Annotated in this window: 15 protein-coding genes; 11 read left to right on the top strand and 4 right to left on the bottom strand. The window is 66.9% G+C overall.

The genetic code is table 11. The features are described 5' to 3' along the window. Window positions 1-19: 19 nt before the first annotated feature. Window positions 20-1537 (bottom strand): DEAD/DEAH box helicase, encoded by a 1518-nt coding sequence (locus VHP37_24650; protein HEX2829558.1) that lies wholly within the window; start codon window positions 1535-1537, stop codon window positions 20-22. 176 nt (window positions 1538-1713) lie between these two features. Between VHP37_24650 and VHP37_24645 the strand changes: the two genes are divergently transcribed. Continuing rightward, window positions 1714-3654, top strand: coding sequence for an ATP-dependent DNA helicase (locus tag VHP37_24645; GenBank protein HEX2829557.1), 1941 nt, complete (start codon window positions 1714-1716; stop codon window positions 3652-3654). Between the two features lie 276 nt (window positions 3655-3930). Here the strand turns inward: VHP37_24645 and VHP37_24640 are convergent, their stop codons facing one another. After that, window positions 3931-4227, bottom strand: coding sequence for a transposase (locus tag VHP37_24640; GenBank protein ID HEX2829556.1), 297 nt, complete (start codon window positions 4225-4227; stop codon window positions 3931-3933). 146 nt (window positions 4228-4373) lie between these two features. Then, complete coding sequence (locus VHP37_24635) at window positions 4374-4628, bottom strand: hypothetical protein (protein ID HEX2829555.1); 255 nt, start codon at window positions 4626-4628, stop codon at window positions 4374-4376. A gap of 253 nt (window positions 4629-4881) precedes the next feature. Between VHP37_24635 and prsT the strand changes: the two genes are divergently transcribed. Next, window positions 4882-7671: an XrtA/PEP-CTERM system TPR-repeat protein PrsT gene (gene prsT / locus VHP37_24630; GenBank protein HEX2829554.1), complete on the top strand. Its 2790-nt coding sequence runs from the start codon at window positions 4882-4884 to the stop codon at window positions 7669-7671. Window positions 7672-7802: 131 nt separating this feature from the next. Beyond that, window positions 7803-8615, top strand: coding sequence for an exosortase-dependent surface protein XDP1 (gene xdp1, locus VHP37_24625; GenBank protein HEX2829553.1), 813 nt, complete (start codon window positions 7803-7805; stop codon window positions 8613-8615). Between the two features lie 153 nt (window positions 8616-8768). Here the strand turns inward: xdp1 and VHP37_24620 are convergent, their stop codons facing one another. Continuing rightward, window positions 8769-9611, bottom strand: a complete 843-nt coding sequence (locus tag VHP37_24620; protein HEX2829552.1) for a PEP-CTERM sorting domain-containing protein — start codon at window positions 9609-9611, stop codon at window positions 8769-8771. A gap of 315 nt (window positions 9612-9926) precedes the next feature. On the opposite strand from VHP37_24620, the gene VHP37_24615 reads away from it, so the two are divergent. From VHP37_24615 to VHP37_24580, 8 genes are read left to right on the top strand one after another with little or no spacing between them, the layout of a single operon-like run. Continuing rightward, window positions 9927-10511, top strand: a complete 585-nt coding sequence (locus VHP37_24615; protein ID HEX2829551.1) for an XrtA/PEP-CTERM system exopolysaccharide export protein — start codon at window positions 9927-9929, stop codon at window positions 10509-10511. Between the two features lie 54 nt (window positions 10512-10565). Further along, window positions 10566-12137, top strand: a complete 1572-nt coding sequence (locus VHP37_24610) for an XrtA system polysaccharide chain length determinant (protein ID HEX2829550.1) — start codon at window positions 10566-10568, stop codon at window positions 12135-12137. Next, window positions 12134-13090, top strand: a complete 957-nt coding sequence (locus tag VHP37_24605; GenBank protein HEX2829549.1) for an XrtA-associated tyrosine autokinase — start codon at window positions 12134-12136, stop codon at window positions 13088-13090. The genes VHP37_24610 and VHP37_24605 overlap by 4 nt, the downstream gene beginning before the upstream one ends. A 45-nt stretch (window positions 13091-13135) precedes the next feature. Then, entirely contained in the window at window positions 13136-14779 is a 1644-nt protein-coding gene (locus VHP37_24600; GenBank protein ID HEX2829548.1) for a TIGR03016 family PEP-CTERM system-associated outer membrane protein, read from the top strand. A gap of 8 nt (window positions 14780-14787) precedes the next feature. Next, on the top strand, window positions 14788-15900 hold the full coding sequence (locus VHP37_24595) for an XrtA/PEP-CTERM system-associated ATPase (protein HEX2829547.1): 1113 nt from the start codon (window positions 14788-14790) through the stop codon (window positions 15898-15900). Then, complete coding sequence (gene wecB, locus VHP37_24590; protein ID HEX2829546.1) at window positions 15897-17066, top strand: UDP-N-acetylglucosamine 2-epimerase (non-hydrolyzing); 1170 nt, start codon at window positions 15897-15899, stop codon at window positions 17064-17066. The genes VHP37_24595 and wecB overlap by 4 nt, the downstream gene beginning before the upstream one ends. Further along, window positions 17059-17910, top strand: coding sequence for an XrtA system polysaccharide deacetylase (locus VHP37_24585; GenBank protein HEX2829545.1), 852 nt, complete (start codon window positions 17059-17061; stop codon window positions 17908-17910). The genes wecB and VHP37_24585 overlap by 8 nt, the downstream gene beginning before the upstream one ends. Window positions 17911-17955: 45 nt before the next feature. Next, window positions 17956-18981, top strand: a complete 1026-nt coding sequence (locus VHP37_24580; protein ID HEX2829544.1) for a FemAB family XrtA/PEP-CTERM system-associated protein — start codon at window positions 17956-17958, stop codon at window positions 18979-18981. The last annotated feature ends 4 nt before the right edge of the window (window positions 18982-18985 follow it).

Below are 18985 nucleotides of genomic sequence, written 5' to 3'. Positions count from 1 at the left end.
ATCCCGGAGCGTCCGAAACCTAGCCCCGACGCCGGTGCGGCGCCGTCGGCCGGAACAGCGCCGGCTGCGGCATCGACTGATGGCGCGCCGCCTCGGACATCGGCTGCCGAGGCTCCTGCGGGGCCTTCGGCGCTTCGCGCCGCTGATCGTTACCCTGGCGCGGCTGGTGATGCGTGCGATTGCCGTCGGCGTCGCGGCGCGGATGATGGACGCGGTTGCCGCGGTTATCGTCTTCGCGCCGGTTGCCGCGGTTGTCGTCGCGATGCGGGCGATTCCCGCGATTGTCGTCACGCTGGCGCGGCTGCGCGTCGCGGCGCGGACGCTGCTGCTGCTGGCGCGGCTCGCGCGGACGGTCGTCGTGCGCACGCTCGGCGGCGGGACGCGGCACGAAGCCTTCGAGCGGCACGCGCTCGATCGAGCGCTTGAGCAGCTTCTCGATCTGTTTGAGGAGCTGTACTTCCTCGCCGTCGACCAGCGACACCGCTTCGCCGGTCGCGCCCGCGCGGCCGGTGCGGCCGATGCGGTGGACGTAATCCTCGGCGACGTTCGGCAGCTCGAAGTTCACCACGTGCGGAAGCTCCTCGATGTCGAGGCCGCGCGCCGCGATGTCGGTCGCGACGAGCACCGTCACTTCGCCGGCCTTGAAATCGGCGAGGGCGCGCGTGCGTGCGTTCTGGCTCTTGTTGCCGTGGATCGCGACGGCGTTGATGCCGTCTCTTTCGAGCTTCTCGGCGAGGCGGTTCGCCCCGTGCTTGGTGCGGGTGAAGACGAGCACCTGCTCCCACGCGTGGGTGCGGATCAGGTGCGAGAGCACGTCGCGCTTCTGGTCTTTCACGACGAGATGCACGGTCTGCTTCACGAGCTCGGACGCGGTGTTGCGCGGCGCGACTTCGACGCTCTGCGGCTGCTTCAGGAACGTGGCGGCGAGCGAGCGGATGTCGTCCGAGAACGTGGCCGAGAACAGCAGGCTCTGGCGTTTCTGCGGCAGCAGCTTCAGCACGCGCTTGATGTCGTGGATGAAACCCATGTCGAGCATGCGGTCGGCTTCGTCGAGCACGAGGATCTCGACGCCCGAGAGGTCGAGCGTCTTCTGGCCGACGTGGTCGAGCAGGCGCCCGGGCGTGGCGACGAGGATGTCGATGCGCTTCTTCAGGCGGTCGACCTGCGGCTGCATGCCGACGCCGCCGAACATCATCATCGACTTGAGCGGCAGGTGCTTGCCGTAGGTGCGGACCGATTCCTCGACCTGCGCCGCGAGCTCCCGCGTGGGTGTGAGGATGAGGCAGCGCGGCCGACCGGCTTTGGTTCCGCCGACGGCTTCGGGCTGCGTTTCGTACAGGCGGTGGAGGATCGGCAGGGTGAAGCCCGCGGTCTTGCCGGTGCCGGTCTGCGCCGCGGCGAGCAGATCGCTGCCGGCGAGCACCAGCGGAATCGCCTTCTCCTGGATCGGGGTGGGAACGGTGTAACCCGCGTCGGCGATCGCGCGCAGCAGCGGTTGCGCCAGGGCGAGCCCGGCGAATTGACTTTCGGTGGTCATTGAGACTCCAGCGACGGCCTGTCGCTCGAGTCGAGAGACACCAATCAAGGCAGACGAATTAAAGGGGTTTTTCTGGAGGTGGTACGGGCCGGTACGCTGATTGGTGTGGCGTACGGAAGGTCGCGACTATACACGATACTGTAGGAAAATCCAGCCCTGCGGCTAAAATCGAGGGGATGCTCGACCTCGATCCGATATTCGAAGAAGAAGGCACGCTCGCGCGGGTCGTCCCCGGTTTTCGTTCGCGGCCGTGCCAGATGGAGATGGCGCGGGCGGTCGCCGCCGCGATCGAGGACCGCTCGGTGCTCGTCGCCGAGGCGGGCACCGGCACCGGCAAGACGTTCGCGTATCTCGTCCCGGCGCTGCGCTCGGGCGGCAAGGTGATCATCTCCACCGGCACCAAGACGCTGCAGGATCAGCTCTTCGACCGCGACATCCCGACGGTGAGGAGCGCGCTCAGGCTCCCGGTCACCGTCGCGCTGCTCAAGGGCCGCGCGAACTATGTCTGCCACCACCACCTGCAGCGCGCGATGACCGACGGCCGGTTCGGAAGCCGCGACGACACCCGCGATCTCGCGGCCATCGCGCGCTTCGCGCAGAACACGACCACCGGCGACCGGGCGGACTGCGTCGACGTCGCCGAGACCTCGCCGGTGTGGTCGCAGGCCACCTCCACGCGCGAGAACTGCCTCGGCACCGACTGTCATCACTTCGACAAATGCTTCGTGATGCAGGCGCGCAAGGCTGCGCTCGAAGCCGACGTCGTCGTGGTGAACCACCATCTGTTCTTCTCCGACCTGGCGCTGCGCGACGAAGGCATCGGCGAGCTGCTGCCCGCGTTCAACACGGTCATCTTCGACGAAGCGCACCAGATCCCCGAGACCGCGACGCTCTTCTTCGGCGAGAGCGCGTCCACCACGCAGATCGTGACGCTCGTGCGCGACACCCTGATCGAGGCCGCCGCGGGCGCCCGGGATTCGACGACGCTGCCCGACGCGGCGCGCGCCGTGGAGAAGGCCGCGCGCGATCTCAGGCTCGTTTTCAGGGAAGAGGCCGGCCGCATGCCGCTGCGCACCGTCGAGCGCAACCGCGACTTCGCGCCCGCGCTCGGCGCGGTGCTCGCGCGCCTGGACGAGCTGGGCGAGGAGCTCACCGAGCATGGCGAGCGCAGCGAAGGGCTGCAGCGCTGTCGCGAGCGCGCGCTGGAGATCGCGGAAAAGCTCGAGCGCTGGAGGAGCGGCGTCGACGGCGAGCGCGTGAAGTGGGTCGAGCTCTTCAACCAGTCGCTGCATCTGAATTCGACGCCGCTGTCGGTCGCGGACGTGTTCGCCAAGCAGGTGCAGGCGCAGGCGCGCGCGTGGATCTTCACCTCGGCGACGCTGTCGGTGGCGCGCGATTTCCAGCACTACTGCGGCGCGCTGGGCCTGTCCGAAGCGAAGACGCAAAGCTGGGACAGCCCGTTCATGTACGACCTGCAGGCCCTGCTCTACGTCCCCGCGAAGATGCCCGAGCCGAACACGCCGGAGTACACGCGGGCCGTGGTGCAAGCCGCGCTGCCGCTCATCGAGGCGAGCGGGGGGCGCACCTTCCTGCTCTTCACGTCGTTGCGGGCGATGCGCGAAGCGCGCGACCTCCTGCACGAAGCGATGCAGCGGCGCATGCTCGACTTCCCGGTGCTCACGCAGGGCGAAGGCTCGCGCAGCGAGCTCCTGGACCGCTTCCGCCGCCTCGGCAACGCGGTGCTCATCGGCAGCCAGTCGTTCTGGGAAGGCGTGGACGTCAAGGGCGAGGCGCTGTCGCTCGTCGTCATCGACAAGCTGCCGTTCTCCGCCCCGGACGATCCGGTGCTCGCCGCGCGCATCGACAAGCTCAACCGGGACGGCCGCAACGCTTTCCTCGAGCACCAGCTTCCGCAGGCGGTGATCACGCTGAAGCAGGGCGCGGGGCGCCTCATCCGCGACGAGAACGACCGCGGCGTGCTGATGATCTGCGACCCGCGGCTGTACGGGAAAAGCTACGGCAGGCGCATCCTCGCGAGCCTGCCGCCGATGCGGCGCACGCGGTCGGAGCAGGAGGCGGTGGCATTTCTCAGAATGGAGCTGCCGATCGTCGCCTGACGCCCCTTTAGTAATTCTGAACGTTGATCAACGGTTGTGACATTGTGCAACCAGGCCGTATGGCCTAAATTGCACCTTGCACAAAGTGTCAGCAGTGGCATTTCAACCCGAACAACCAAGCGCCTCAAGACGCACGGGGGAATCGTGGAAGACCGGAATGTTCGTTATCTGTCGGACGCGCAGGTGATGCTGAGCGACGTCACCGTCGCTGCGATCGTGGCGATCCTGCTGCTGGACGTGCTGCGCGCCGTCTTGTGAGAGGGCGCGTCCGCGCGCTTACTTCGACTCGCGGGCGAAATACATGGCGGCTTTGCGGAGTACGGCGTTCTCCTCCGTAAGGCTCGCGTTTTCGCGACGCAGCCGTTCGAGCTCTTCCTGCAGCGCCTGCACCTGGCCGTCGCCGGACGCGGCCGGCTGTTGTCGTTCGAGCTGCGTCTTCCAGCGTGCGATCTGGTTGCGGTGCACGCCGAGCTCGCGCGCGACTGCTGCAACCGGCTTCTGACCTTCTTCGGCGAGCCGCACAGCCTCCACTTTGAAATCGCGCGAATAGCTTCTGTATGGTTTGCGCTTCATCGATGGCGCTCCTTTCAAAGGATTATGTCGGCGGCTTGCGTTGCCTGCTGCTACCTGCGCGGATCTTCGGCGGTCGCCTCCCGTTGCCTGCTGGTAGGTGTTGCGGGTGCAAGAATGTGGCGCGTGTCCATGTCGTTCGACCACGGTCACGCGTCTTTCGTTCGGATCGGTGCGGAATGCGGCTCCAGGTCGCCGGCGTCGGGTCCAGGCGCCGACGAACGCGGGGCGCCGGACGGTTGCGCTTCGGACGTAGCGATCTCGGCGGATTGCGCCGGGAGGTTCTCGACGCGCCAGTGATGCGCCTTGCACCGCGGGCCGCCGTGCAGCCCCAACTTGCACGGCAGCGGCAGGCGCAGCCAGTGGTTGATGGCGAGGACGACCCTGAGGGCGCGCGGGGTCACGCGGCGGCGGCCTCCAGGACATGCCGCCCGGCAGGCGGCAGGCGATAGCGAATGGGTTGCAATGTAACAAGCTGCCTCGGATATGGTCCTGCGATGATATAGCACCCGTGAGGCGGGCGCTGCCGGGAATTCTCTGAAAAGCGTAATGCACGCTGGCACTTAATCACGGATACGCGACGTGCATTCGCGCACAATGTTACAAATGACGACCTTTAATGCACCAAGCCATCGCCGGGGGACGCTGCCGGCCCGGTTGCGGCGATCGCACGCGGTGGTGGCCGCGGCGCTGATCCTGGGCGGGGCTTGCGCTCACGCAACGCCGCAGCGCGCCGCCGAGTTCTACGACGACGCCCTGCGGAAGTTGCAGCGCAACGATTCGCGGGGTGCAGCGATCCAGTTGCGCAACGCCATCGAGCAGGACAACCGGATGCTGGACGCCCACGTGCTCCTCGGGCAGACGCTCCTCAAGAGCGGCGACATCCGCGGCGCCGAAGCGGCGTTCGAGGCCGCGCTGAAAAAAGGCCTCGATCGCAGCGCGATCGCGCTTCCGCTGGCACAGACATACCTCGGGCTCGGCCGGCCCGACCTGGTCGTGGACCGGGTGCGCGCCGACGGCCTCGCGCCCGCCGCCAAAGCCGAGGTGCTGGCCCTGCGCGGCAGCGCTTACGCCGAGATCGGGCGTCGCAGCCTCGCCACGCAGAGCTTCGCCGACGCCCGCGCTGCGGATCCGCGCTCGATCGCGCCTCATATCGCCGAGACCGGCATGCTGCTGGCGGCGCGGGACTTCGACCGCGCGAAAGCCGTCGCGGCGAGCGCGACCGAGATCGCGCCGCGCAACGCGGAGGCGTGGAACATCCATGCGGCCGTGCTGCACGCGACGGGCGACCTTCGCGGCGCGCTGGCGGCCTACGACAGGGCGTTGGGGCTGGAAGCGCGCCACGTGGACGCCAGGATCGCCCGGGCGGCGCTGCTGATCGATCTGAAGCGCGACGGCGAGGCCGAGAGCGATCTCACCGTGCTCAGGCAGTCCGCGCCGGGAGAGCCCCGGGCGGCGTTCCTGCGCGCGATCCTCGCCGGCCGCAAAGGCGACGAGCGCGCGGTCGTGGACGCCCTTCAGGAAGTGGCGAAGCTGATCGACAGCCTTTCGCCGGCGTGGCTGCAGGCGCACGAGCAGCTGCTGATGCTCGGCGCGATGGCGAGCCACGGGCTTGGCCAGCTCGAGAAGGCTCGGACCTACCTCGACCATGTGCTCATCCGCAGCCCGCGCAATCTCGGAGCGAAGCGGCTCTTCGCATCGATCTGCATGGATCTCAAGGATTATCAACGCGCGCTGCCCGAGCTGGAGGCGCTTTACAAGGCCCAGCCCGACGATGCACAGGTGCTGTCGATGCTCGGCACGGTGCATCTGGTGCAGGGGCGGTATCAGAAGGCGGCCCAGCTTCTCGAAGCCGCGGCAGCGCGCGGCGCTTCGGCCGATGTGAACAGGGCGCTCGGGTTCAGTCTGCTCGAGCTCGGTCGCACCGAGCTCGGACGCATCACACTGCAGAAGGTGCTGGCGGCGAATCCGGCGGACGTCGACGCCGCCATGCGCTTGGCGCTGCTTTACATGCGCGAGAACGAGCCGCGGAAAGCGCTGCAGCTGGTCGAGGCGACGGTCGCGCGCGCGCCGACCAACCTCGCGTTGCTCAATTACATGGGCGTCATCAAGACGGCTTCGGGGGACATGTCCGGCGCCCGCGCGGCTTACATGCAGGTGCTGCGGGCGGACGCCGCATTCCGGCCGGCGGCGCTCAACCTCGCGCGCCTGGACGTCAGTGAAGGAAGGTTCGACGACGGGCGCCGCCGACTGACTGCGCTGCAGGCCGGCAACCCCGACGCGACCGACGTCCTGGTCGAGTTGGCGACGCTCGAGGAGCGGGCAGGCAACCCGGCCGAGGCGATTCGACACCTGCGCAAGGCGCACGATACGCAGCGCCGCGATCCGCGCCCCGGGCTGGCGCTGGTCGAGCTGCACATGCGGCAGCTCCAGTTCGATCGTGCGCTTGCTGCAGCGCTGGACCTGAGTGCGCGATATCCCGCCTATCTGCCCGCAAAGCTCGCGCTGGGAATCGCGTATCAGGCGACCGGGGACGTGCAGAACGCGCGCGCGCTCTATCTCGAAGCCGGCCGCATGGCGGGGCTGGACGCCGTCGCGCAGCTGCGGATCGCGCGAGCGCAGCTCGCCGCCGGCAGTGCGGATGCCGCCTACAGCTCGGCGCAGACCGCGCTCCAGGCCAGGCCGGACATGGTCGAGGCGCTGGCGTTCATCGTCGAGATCGAACGCCAGCGCGGCGGCGCCGCGCGCGCTGAATCGGCGCTGCAGACGCTCAGGAAAAAATATCCGTCGGCGGAGGAGACGTCGATCGCCGCAGGCGATCTGGCGATGTCGCTCAACCGGCCTGCGGCGGCGCTGACCGCTTACCGCGCAGCGCTCGCGCGTCAGGACTCCGCGCCCAATGCAGTGAGAATCGCCCGCGCACACCTTGCCGCCGGAGACGCGGCCAAGGGCCTCGCGTTCCTCGAAGGCTGGACCGCGAAGCGGCCTGCCGACGGCTACGCGCTGAAAGGGCTCGCAGAGATGCATCTGCGGGTCGGTGCATACAAGGCGGCCGGTGAGGTGTACCGGCGCCTGCTCAAGATCGATCCCAACGATCCCGCCGTGCTCAACAACCTCGCGAACGTGCTGGATGCTCTGAAGGATCCCGATGCCGAGAAGTACGCGGATCGCGCGCTGAATCTCGTGCCCGGGCATCCCGACTATGCCGACACGCTCGGCTGGATCCTCGCGCGCAAGGGCCGACTCGACGCCGGCCTGCGCTACCTGCGCGACGCGCGACTGCGCAGCCCCGACAACGGCGACGTGCGATTCCATCTCGCCTACGCGCTCGCGAGCGCGTCGCGCCTCGACGAGGCGCGGGAGGAGCTCAGGGCGGCGATGGCGGCGCCGAGGCGGCCCGCCGACGCCCCCGAGCTGGGGCAGCTCAGGAAACAGCTGGGCATCTGACGGAATTTATTCCTTGAGGTGCATGGCAAATGCCGTCAACCTGTGACATGTTGCACAGTGCAACAACACGCCACAATTCGTCCCTCGCCAGGACGCTCCCGAGACCCGGCACGAGAACCGGAAGGATTGCAATGAAGAAGGCTCTGCGAAGCTTCGTTCCCTGTGCGCTCGCGCTCGCCTGCGGCGACGCGTATGCGGCCATCACATGGAACGTGACCGGGACTCCCACCGCGGGGGTTACGGTGTCCGGCTATTCGAATACCGGCAACATCTCCGGCAAGACCGACAAGCAGAACAACGCCAATAACGGCGAGATCCAGACGATCCAGGCGGCGCAGCTCGTCTCCTACGTCGGCGGCCTCGGCATCACCAACGCGGACAAGTGCTCGAGCGGAAAGTACTGCGATCTCCAGGAAGGAACGAACCCCGAGCATTCGCTGGACAACAACGGTCGCTACGACATGGTGCTGCTGAAGTTCAGCGCACCGGTCAAGCTCACGGGACTGACGATCGGCTGGAAGTCCGGCGATTCCGACATGTCGGTGCTCGCGTACACCGGTTCCGGCGCGGTGACTACGAGCAATTACGCGACCGACAAGAACTTCGTGGGGCTCACGTATTCCGAGCTCCTGAGCAAGGGCTGGACGGCCATCGGCAATTACGCGGACGTCGCCACGAACGCGGTGAAGTCGATCAACAGCGTCAACGTGGTTTCGTCGTACTGGCTGATCGGCGCCTACAATCCGCTCGCGATCAACGCGCTGGCCAACCCGCTCGGGGGCACAGCCTTCAGCACGAGCAGTTACGACTACGTGAAGCTTGCCTCGGTCACGGGGTTTTACGCGGTGCCGGAGCCCGGCTCGCTCGCGCTGGCGGCCGTCGCATTGGCGGGCCTCGGCTTCGCCGTGCGTCGCAGCCGCGCGCAAGCGTCTGCGACTGCCTGAGCGCGACTCAACAACAGCTTCGGTAAGAACGCAAATGGGCCCTCGCAAGAGGGCCCATTTCTTTTGGGTGCCGCCTATCGCCGCGCGTGAGTGAGTGCGAAAAAAAAGCCCCGGCATGTGCCGGGGCTTTCGAGGGGTATGCCTGGAGCCGCGTTACGCGGTCTTCTTGTTGCGGCGGCGCAGGCCGAAGCCGAGGCCGCTCAATGCGACGCCGAGCAGGGCGATCGAGCTCGGCTCGGGGATGGCGTTCGCGGCGAACGTCGCGTTGCCTTGCATGCATTCGGTGCCGGTTGCAGAGGCGGCGCTCGCGCAGTCGCCTTCCGCCGGATGTACCGGAGAGAGGGTCGCCGATCCGAAGAACCCCAGATCGGCCAATCCGTTGCCGGAGTCCAGAGTGTTCGTGTTGTAGTTGAAGTTCGCCACGCCGCCCGTGCCGACCACGTCGAGGAACGACATCGGGTTGAACGAGATGGAAGAGCCGCCGCCCGTGACAACGCCGGCCAAAGTGTGACCGGCGACATCGGTGGCGTGTCCCGCCAGCGTCAGGAACAGGGTGCCGTCCGTGGCGTCGCTCAGGTCTTGCGCGCTCGTCGTTCCCACCCCGGGGTTGAACAGGGTGCCGCCGCTGCCGGGCCCGACGAAATCGAGATAGAACTTGACCGTGCCCAGCTTGGCCGTGAAGGTGTCGACGCCCGGCGCCACGTTCGTGTACTGGTCGATCGTGAAACCCTCGAAGCGGAAAGTGAGCTGGCATGCGCTGCTGCACACCGGCGGAGGAGCGCCGATCGTATTCGGGCCGATGCCGCTCACCCAGCCGATGCCGCTCAGCACATCTCCCGCCCCGTTGATGACGTTCTGGAAGATCGAAGTCGCGAACATCTGGCTGCCGAGCGGCACGTTGATCGTGCCGCCGGTGGCGTAGATGACGTCCGCAGACGCGGGGGCCGCGGCCAGAGCCAGAAGCGCCGCGCCTGCGAGCCGTTTGATGGTTTTCATTTTATCCCCTGATTGACGATTCAATCTGACGCGGCCACTTAAAGCACGGTGTGTGCCAGAAACGAAATGCGCGGCGCATCAGCCACTTAGTCCCGGAGCGGCGACGAGGTGCCGGGGGAGTGTAAAAAACCTCGACAGCACACGCACGAGCCCGGGTTGCACCTCGAAACGCATGTGTCGATTCGGTGCAATTTGTCACAGGTAAGACTTCGGTCTGATACAACTTGTGGTACCCTCGCTGTCCGTCGCCTAGGGGCGGCAGGGGGCGAGGGCATGACGCGAAAAACGATATCAATTCACGAGGTTGCGGCAGCGATGTTGCTGCTTGCCGCGGCGGTGCTGGGCGGGTGCGCGGCCAACAAATATCCGCCGGCGCCGGCGAGCGCGGGCGGCAGCGATTATAACTATGTCATAGGGCCCGGCGACGTCGTCAACATCATCGTCTGGCGCAATCCCGAGCTCTCGATGTCGGTGCCGGTGAGGCCGGACGGCAAGATCAGCGCGCCGCTCATCGAAGACATCGACGTCTCGGGCAAGAGCGCGAGCACCATCGCGAGAACGATGGAAAGCGCCCTGTCGAAATACATCAGGGACCCGGTCGTCACCGTCGTCGTCACCAATTTCGTCGGGCCGTACAGCGAGCAGATCCGCATCATCGGCGAGGCGGCGAAACCCCAGGTGCTGCCGTATCGCCAGAAGATGACGCTGCTCGACGTGATGATCGCGGTCGGCGGCATCACCGATTTCGCGGACGGCAACGCGGCCAGCATCCTGCGCACCGCCGAAGGCAACAAACAGTACGCGGTGCGCATCAAGGACCTGCTCAGGCGCGGCGATGTCTCGGCCAACGTCGAGATGCGCCCGGGCGACGTCGTGATCATTCCCCAAAGCTGGTTCTAACTTCCCGTAGCTCTTCGCCGCGCGGGCGTCGCCGCTTCGCGCGCAGGTGATCGTATGCATGAACTGATACAGCAGGCTGTCACGGTCCTGCGCGGCATGTGGCAGTGGCGATGGCTGGGCCTCGCCGTCGCGTGGATCGTCGGGATCGTCGCTGCAGGCGTGGTGTTCGTGCTGCCGAACCAATACGAAGCATCGGCGCGGATCTGGGTCGACACCCAGTCGGTGCTGAAGCCGCTCATGTCGGGACTCGCGGTGCAGCCCAACGTCGACCAGCAGATCGGCATGTTGAGCCGGACGCTCATCAACCGGCCCAACATGGAAAAGCTGGTGCGGATGGCGGACCTCGATCTCAGCATCAAGTCGAAGGAAGAGCAGGAAGCGCTGATCGACCGGCTGATGAAGACGCTCGAGATCAAGGGCCTCGGCCGCGACAACCTGTTCACGCTCGCGTTTCGCGATCCCGAGCCGGAGAAGGCGAAGCGCGTCGTGCAGTCGCTCACGTCCATCTTCGTCGAGTCCAGCCTCGGCAACAAGCGGCGGGATACCGATACCGCGCGCCAGTTCATCGAAGACCAGATCAAGATCTACGAAGGCAAGCTCACCGAAGCCGAAAACCGGCTCAAGGAGTTCAAGCTGAAGAACCTGAGCTCCGGCACCGGCGACGGCAAGGACGCGTTCGGACGCATCGGCGAGCTCGAGCTGGCGATGAACCAGGCGCGCCTCGCGCTGCGCGAAGCGGAGCAGTCGCGCGACGCGATCAGGCAGCAGCTCGCGTCGGAGTCGCCGAACTTGCCGCTGCCGCAGGATGCGAAGGGCGAGGCGACCGTTCCCGAGATCGATGCCCGGCTCGACGCCCTGAAAAAGAACCTCGATCTCCTGCTCCAGAGGTACACCGACAAGCATCCCGACGTGGCCGGCACCCGACGCGTCATCGCGGAGCTCGAGGCGCAGAAGCGTGACGAGCTGGCGGCACGCAAAGCCGCGGAGAAGAGCGCTCCGGCGGCGCCGGTCGCGCCGGCTGCGACCAACCCGGTCTACCAGAAGCTGAAGATGTCGCTCGCCGAAGCGGAAGCGACCGTCGCTTCCCTGAGAACGCGCGTGGCCGAGCACGAGGCGCGTTACGCGCGGTTCAAGGCATCGATCAACATGATGCCGGAGATCGAAGCCGAATACGCGCAGCTCAACCGCGACTACGACATCAACAAGAAGAATTACGAGACGCTCGTATCGCGCCGCGAGTCCGCCGCGATCTCGGGGCAGATGGACCAGAGCGCCGCGATCGCCGAGTTCCGGCTGATCGACCCGCCGCGCGTATCCCCGCAACCCGTTGCGCCGAACCGCCTGCTGCTCGTCGCGCTCGCCCTCGCGGGCGCCCTGGCCGCAGGTCTGGCCGCGAGCTTCGCCGCGAGCCAGATCCGTCCCTCGGTCCCGGACGCGTTCACGTTGCGCGAGCTCACCGGGCTCACGGTGCTCGGGACGATTTCGTATTTCGTCAGCGAGCCCCTGCGCCGCAAGGAGCGCCGCAGCAAGATCGCATTCATCGGCGGACTGGCGTCGCTCGTCATCGCGTTCGGAATCGTGATCGCGTTCGTATTCATAACCGGCTCGCGGGCGGTGATCGCATGAGCGTCATAGAACAGGCAGCCAAACGCCTCGAGCAGCTCCAGCGTGCCGGGGTTGCCGCGCCCGCGCCCGCGCCGCAGCCCACCGCTCAAACGGCCACGACCGAGGCGCAACCTGCGCCCGTGCCGCCGCCGAAAAACGAGGTGTCGCCTGCACCGGTCACGTCGCTGCGCGTAGAGGTGCCGCCCCAACCGGCCCCGGAAGCGGCGCCGACGTCGCGCAAGGTGGAGCTCGACCTCGCGCGCCTCGCCGCCGCCGGCATCGTCACACCCGACGCGCCGCGCTCCCGCGCCGCCGACGAGTTTCGCGTCATCAAGCGGCCGCTGCTCGAGAACGCATCCCTCCAGGGCGACTCCGCGATCCAGCACGGCAACCTGGTCTTCATCACGAGCGCGCTGCCCGGCGAGGGCAAGAGCTTCACGTCGGTCAACCTCGCGATGAGCATCGCGATGGAGCTCGACCACACGGTGCTGCTCGTGGACGCGGACGTGGCGAGGCCTTCGCTGCCGCGGATGCTCGGACTGCCGGAAACCCGCGGCCTGCTCGATCTGCTCGTCGACGGCTCGGTCGAGGTCTCGGACGTCCTCCTGAGAACCAACATCGAAAAGCTCTCGATCCTGCCGAGCGGAACGAAGCACGCGCGCGCGACCGAACTGCTGGCGAGCACCTCCATGAACCGGCTGCTCGAGGACATGGCGCGGCGCTATCCGGACCGCATCATCATCTTCGATTCGCCGCCGCTCCTGGTCACCACCGAAGCGCGCGCGCTCGCGACGCACATGGGGCAGGTCGTGCTGGTGGTGTCCGCCGACAGCACCCCGCAATCGGTCGTGACGCACGCCCTCTCGACGATCGAGTCGTGTCCGGTGAAGCTGATGCTGCTCAACAAGGCGCGCGGCTCTTCTCACGGCGGCTATGGCTACGGCTACGGCTACGGCTATGGCTACGGCGGTTGAACGAGGGCACGTGCGCGGCCGCGAACCGTGCGGCGGCGGCTCACGATGACGAGCGGCAGGCGCAGGCTGCCGGCCTCTCGTATCGTGGCGGCGGGCGCCATGGCGGTGATGCTGCCCGCGCGCGCCGCGGAGGCGCCGATGCCGGAGGCCGACGCGTCCGGCCTGCCGGTATACGGCCAGCCTGCGACGACGCCGTCGCAGCAGCGGCAGCCGGCGACGGTCGCCGAGGCGCCGACGGCCTCCCAACGGCGCGGCTGGTTCGTCGTGCCGTCGTTCTCGTTGCTGGAGACCTATACCGATAACGTCGGCCTGAAACCGGGAAGCGGCAAGGAATCCGACCTCGTCACGTCGCTCAACCCGCAGCTTCGCGTCATTGGCGACACCGCGCGCCTCAAGCTCAACCTCGATTACCGGCGGCAGCAACTCTTCTATGCCAACGAGTCCCGCAACAACAGCGGCCTGAACTTCCTGAACGCGACCGGCCGCTTCGAGGCGGTCGAGAATCGGGTATTCATCGAAGGCGGCGGCCACATCACGCAGTCGGCGATCTCGGCTTTCGGCGCGCAGCCGACCTCGACAGAGAACGTCAACGGCAACCGTGCCGAGGTCCGCTCGTTCTACCTGAGCCCGTACGTGCGCGGCCGCTTCGGCAGCACCGCCGACTACGAGGCGCGCTATCGCGGAACGGATACGCATGCGAGCTCGAACTCGCTCGTGAACGCCACCGTTCACGACTGGACGGCGATGCTCAAGAGCAGCAACGAGCTTGCGACGATCGGCTGGCGGTTCGATGCGCAGAAGCAGTCGAGCGAGTTCGACACGCGGCGTACGCTCGATCTCTCCCGCATACGCGCGTCGCTCTTGTACCGCTACCAGCGCGAGCTCACGTTTTCTCTACTCGGCGGCTACGAGACCAACAACTACGCGTCCGCGTCCCAGGAGGGTCGCGCGACCTACGGCATCGGCGTCGACTGGCTACCGGGTCCGCGCACGAGCGCGCACGGCTCCGCCGAACGCGGGTTCTTCGGCGACAACCACGAAGTCAGGCTGACTCACCGCACGCCGCTCTCGTCGTGGGAGCTCCTCGACAGCAGGGTCGTCACCATCCTTCCGAACCAGCTCGCGCAGGCGCCGGTCGGCACCGCATACGACCTGCTCTTCAACGCGCTCGCCTCTCGTATTCCTGACCCTATCCAGCGCGCGCAGGCGGTCGACCGGCAGCTCCAGCTCAGCGGCATCCCGCGGGATCTCGGTCTGGTAAACAGCTTCCTGACCAACGCCGCTTACGTGCAGCGCACCCACCAGGCCTCGGTCGCGCTGCTCGGCGTGCGCAACACCATCACCTTCACCGCGGCGTTGGGGCGGCGCGAGGGCATCACGACCGTCGGGGGGGCGTCCGGCGATTTCGCGACCGCGAACGTGATCGACACCCGCACGATCAGCGCGAACTGGGCGCACAAGCTGTCGGCGATCTCGTCGGTGAACCTGTTGTTGTCGCACTTCAACAACAAGGGAACGTCGGGCACGACCGTCGAAAGCACGCAGAACCTGGCGCGCGTGCTGCTGACGCACCAATTGAGTCCGCGCACGACGGCCACGCTCGGCGTGCGCTACGTCAACTTCACCACCACGACCGGCAGCGGTTACACGGAACGGGCCGTGACCGCGTCGATTGCAACGACGTTCTAGGGGCCGCAGTGTACGAATCCTTCTACGGCCTCACCGCGAAGCCGTTCCAGCTCAATCCGGACCCGGATTTCTTCTTCGCGAGCAAGCAGCACAACCGCGCGCTCGCTTACCTCGAGTACGGCCTGCACAAGAACGAGGGCTTCATCGTGGTGACGGGGGAGATCGGCGCGGGCAAGACGACCGTGCTGCGCAACCTGCTCGGTAAGATCGATCCGAAGGAAGTGGAGGCGGTACAGATCGTCAGCACGCAGCTCGATGCCGGCGATACGCTGCGCATGGTCGCCGCCGCGTTCGGCGTGCCTGCGGCGAACGCGACGAAATCCGATCTCCTGCTGGCGATCGAGGCTTACCTGCTCAAGCTGCGCATGGAAGGCCGGCGCGCGCTGCTCGTCGTCGACGAAGCGCAAAACCTCACGCTCGAGTCGATGGAGGAGCTGCGCATGCTCTCCAACTACCAGCTCGAGAACCAGGCGCTGCTCCAGAGCTTCCTCGTCGGGCAGCCGGAGTTCAGGAGGATCCTCGCGAGCCCGCGCATGGAGCAGTTGCGCCAGCGCATCACCGCGGCGTGTCACATCAGTCCGATGGACGCGGACGAGACGCGCGAATACGTGCGTCACCGCCTGCGCCATGTGGGCTGGACCGGGCGGCCGCACCTCGAGCTCGATGCGTACGAATCGATCTTCGAGGTGACCGAAGGCGTTCCGCGCAGGATCAACACGCTCTGCGACAGGCTGCTGCTCGCCGGCTTCCTGTCCGAAAAGCTCGTGCTCGACGGCCAGGACGTGAAGCAGGCCGCGGAAGAGATCCGCGCGGAGACGACGCTCGGTGCTGCGCCGGAACCCGCGGCGGCGAACGAATCCCGCGCGGGACCGAACGGGAGCGATGTGCTGCACGGCCTGGGCATCACCGCCGACGATCTCGATGCGCTCGACCTCGCGATCGACGACGAGACCGCGCAGCGCGTGACCACGATGGTGTCTCGGCTGCAGGCGGGCGATTTCGAAGAGCGTCTCGAGCGTCTCGAAAAGCAGAGCCTGTCGACGCTCGCGGTGCTGCGACATCTGCTGAATGCGCTGCGCGCACGCCGCTCGTCATCGGTCCAGAAGGAAAACGAACAGTGAATGCGATACGTGAGCTCGACGCGCCGGTCGCATGCGTCGTGGGCGCCCGCCCGAACTTCATGAAGATGGCGCCGATCCTGAGGGCGTTTGCCGCGCACGTGCCACGCCTCCCGACACTGCTGGTGCATACCGGCCAACACTACGACGTCGATATGAACAGCCGGCTGTTCGCAGACCTGGAGCTGCCGCCGCCGGACATCAACCTGGAGGTCGGGTCCGCGAGTCATGCGGTTCAGACGGCGGAAGTCATGCGGAGGTTCGAGCCGGTGCTCGACACGCATCGCCCTTCGTGCGTGCTGGTAGTCGGCGACGTCAATTCGACATTGGCGTGCAGCCTCGTCGCGACGAAGAAGGGCGTGCCGGTCGTGCACGTCGAAGCCGGCCTTCGCAGCTTCGATCGCGCGATGCCGGAAGAGATCAACCGCGTGCTCACCGACCAGCTTTCCGATGTGCTCTACACGACCGAGCGCGCCGCCGAAGGCAACCTGGCTCGCGAAGGTATCGAGCCCGCGCGCGTGCGTTTCGTGGGTAACGTCATGATCGACAGCCTACGGGCGAACCTCCCGCGTGCGCGCGCGCCCGAAACGACCCTGCAGGCATGCGGACAGGATGACGGGCTCTTGCGCGATGCCCGCGGTTTCGGCGTCGTGACGCTCCATCGCCCGTCGAACGTGGACGAGCCGGAGACGCTCGAACATCTCCTTCGCACGCTGAGCGAGGTGGCAAGGCGCTTGCCGCTGGTCTTCGTCATGCATCCGCGCACGCGCGAACGCGTGGAGCGATTCGGCTTGATGCCTCTCGTCGCCGCTTCGCGCATCGCGCTGCTGCCGCCGCAGGGCTATCTCGAGACACTCGGCCTGCTCTCGAAAGCCACGCTCGTGCTGACGGATTCGGGTGGTTTGCAGGAGGAGACGACCGCGCTCGGCGTCGTCTGTCTCACCCTGCGCGAGAATACCGAGCGCCCGATCACGGTAGAGCAGGGCACCAACACGGTCGTCGGTCGCGACCGGGGCGCCATTCTCGGCGCGGTGGACGACGTGCTGGCCGGCGGCGGCAAGCGCGGGCGTGTCCCCGAGCTCTGGGACGGCCGCGCCGCCGAGCGGATCGCCGCCGATCTGGCGCAGTACCTGTTGCTGCGTGATAACTCGGAGGCGCGCATTGGCTGATCCCGTGCGCTGCGTCAACGCTCTCACGATCGATGTGGAGGACTACTTCCAGGTCTCCGCATTAGCGCCGCACATCGATCGCGGGGGCTGGGATACGCGCGAATGCCGTGTCGAGCGCAACATGGAGCGCATCCTCGCGATGCTCGAGGCGAGCGGCGCGCGCGCGACGTTCTTCACCCTCGGCTGGATCGCGGAGCGCTACCCGCAGCTCGTCCGCGCCATCGTCGCGGCGGGGCACGAGCTTGCGAGCCACGGCTATGCGCACCTGCGTGCGAGCGAGCAGGGCGAAGCCGAGTTTTTCGACGACGTGGCTCGCGCGAAGCGGCTGCTCGAGGACATCGGGGGCGAGCGGGTGCGCGGCTATCGTGCGCCGAGCTTCTCCATCGGCGCGTCGAACCTCTGGGCTTTCGAATGCCTCGAGCGCGCCGGTTACGAGTACAGCTCGAGCACGTACCCGATCCGCCACGACCATTACGGGATGCCCGACGCGCCGCGTTTTCCTTACCGGCCGTCCGGCGGTCTCATCGAAGTGCCGGTCACGGCGATGCGCCTCTTCGACCGCAACTGGCCGGCGGCGGGCGGCGGTTATTTCCGTCTCATGCCTTATCCGGTCTCGCGCTGGCTGCTCGCACGCGTCAACGACGTCGACCGGCGCCCGGCGGTCTTCTACTTCCATCCATGGGAGATCGACCCGGCGCAGCCGCGCATTCCCGGCGTCGGCGCGAAGACCCGCTTCAGGCATTACGTGAACCTCTCGCGCATGGAAGCGCGCCTGAAGCGCCTCTTCGGCGATTTTCGCTGGGACCGGCTCGACCGAGCGGTCCCCGAGCTGGCCGCGGCCTGAAGCGTGGACCTGACGCTGCCCCAGCTCGTCAGTGCGCCGTGGGTGATGGCGCTGACCTCGGCGGATCGCGCTGAGCGCGCCCGCTGGGACGCGTTCGTGATGAACGCACCGGACGCCTCGTTCTTTCACCGCTCCGGCTGGCAGCGCGTGATCGAGCGCGTCTTCGGACATCACACCTACTTCTTCTACGCGGTCGAAGGCACCGAGGTGACCGGCGTGCTGCCGCTTGCGCACGTGAAGAGCCGGCTCTTCGGCAATGCGCTGGTGTCGCTGCCCTTCACCGTGTACGGCGGCGTCGCCGCCACGAGCGCACGGGCGGCCACCGCGCTGGAAGCCGAAGCGCTCTCTCTCGCGGGCCGTCTGGGTGTCGATCATCTCGAGCTGCGCCACGTCTCGCCCCGTCATCCGAGCTGGCCGCGTCAGGACCTCTACGTGACCTTCCGCAAGGAGATCCTGCCGGAGGTCGAAGCGAACATGCTCGCCATCCCGCGCAAACAGCGCGCGATGGTGCGCAAGGGGATCAAGAACGGGCTCACGAGCACCGTCGATGCCGGCACCGATCGTTTCTTCGATTTGTTCGCCGACAACGTGCATCGCCACGGGACGCCCGCGCTGCCGAAGCGCTACTTCCAGGCGCTGAAGGACGAGTTCGGCGACGACTGCGAGATCCTCACGGTCTGTGACCGCGCCGGAAAAGCCGTCAGCAGCGTCATGAGCTTTCGCTTTCGGGATGAGATCCTGCCTTACTATGCCGGCGACGCCGAAGCCGCGCGCGATCTCGCCGCGAACGACTTCAAGTACTGGGAAGTGATGCGCCGCGCGTGCGAGCAGGGCGTGCGTATCTTCGATTACGGGCGCAGCAAGCGCGACACCGGCTCGTTCGCGTTCAAGAAGAACTGGGGTTTCGAGCCGACGCCGCTCCATTACGAATACCACTTGTACCGCCGGCGCACTATTCCGCAGAACAATCCGTCGAATCCGAAGTATCGCGCGTTCATCGCGCTGTGGCGCCGGCTGCCGCGCGCGGTCGCGGACCGGCTCGGTCCATACATCGTGCGCAATCTGGGCTGACGCG

Source organism: Burkholderiales bacterium (assembly GCA_036262035.1).
In the GTDB taxonomy this organism is placed as follows: Bacteria; Pseudomonadota; Gammaproteobacteria; order Burkholderiales; family SG8-41; genus JAQGMV01.
Note: the sequence above shows the minus strand (reverse complement) of the source record. Positions and strands in the feature narration are given on the sequence as shown.

Bases quoted from the DNA above. Each gene is read 5' to 3' on its own strand.
- VHP37_24650 (HEX2829558.1), bottom strand. From the start codon at position 1,537: ATGACCACCGAAAGTCAATTCGCCGGGCTCGCCCTGGCGCAACCGCTG.
- VHP37_24645 (HEX2829557.1), top strand. From the start codon at position 1,714: ATGCTCGACCTCGATCCGATATTCGAAGAAGAAGGCACGCTCGCGCGG.
- VHP37_24640 (HEX2829556.1), bottom strand. From the start codon at position 4,227: ATGAAGCGCAAACCATACAGAAGCTATTCGCGCGATTTCAAAGTGGAG.
- xdp1 (HEX2829553.1), top strand. From the start codon at position 7,803: ATGAAGAAGGCTCTGCGAAGCTTCGTTCCCTGTGCGCTCGCGCTCGCC.
- VHP37_24620 (HEX2829552.1), bottom strand. From the start codon at position 9,611: ATGAAAACCATCAAACGGCTCGCAGGCGCGGCGCTTCTGGCTCTGGCC.
- VHP37_24615 (HEX2829551.1), top strand. From the start codon at position 9,927: ATGTTGCTGCTTGCCGCGGCGGTGCTGGGCGGGTGCGCGGCCAACAAA.
- VHP37_24610 (HEX2829550.1), top strand. From the start codon at position 10,566: ATGCATGAACTGATACAGCAGGCTGTCACGGTCCTGCGCGGCATGTGG.
- VHP37_24605 (HEX2829549.1), top strand. From the start codon at position 12,134: ATGAGCGTCATAGAACAGGCAGCCAAACGCCTCGAGCAGCTCCAGCGT.
- VHP37_24600 (HEX2829548.1), top strand. From the start codon at position 13,136: ATGACGAGCGGCAGGCGCAGGCTGCCGGCCTCTCGTATCGTGGCGGCG.
- VHP37_24580 (HEX2829544.1), top strand. From the start codon at position 17,956: ATGGCGCTGACCTCGGCGGATCGCGCTGAGCGCGCCCGCTGGGACGCG.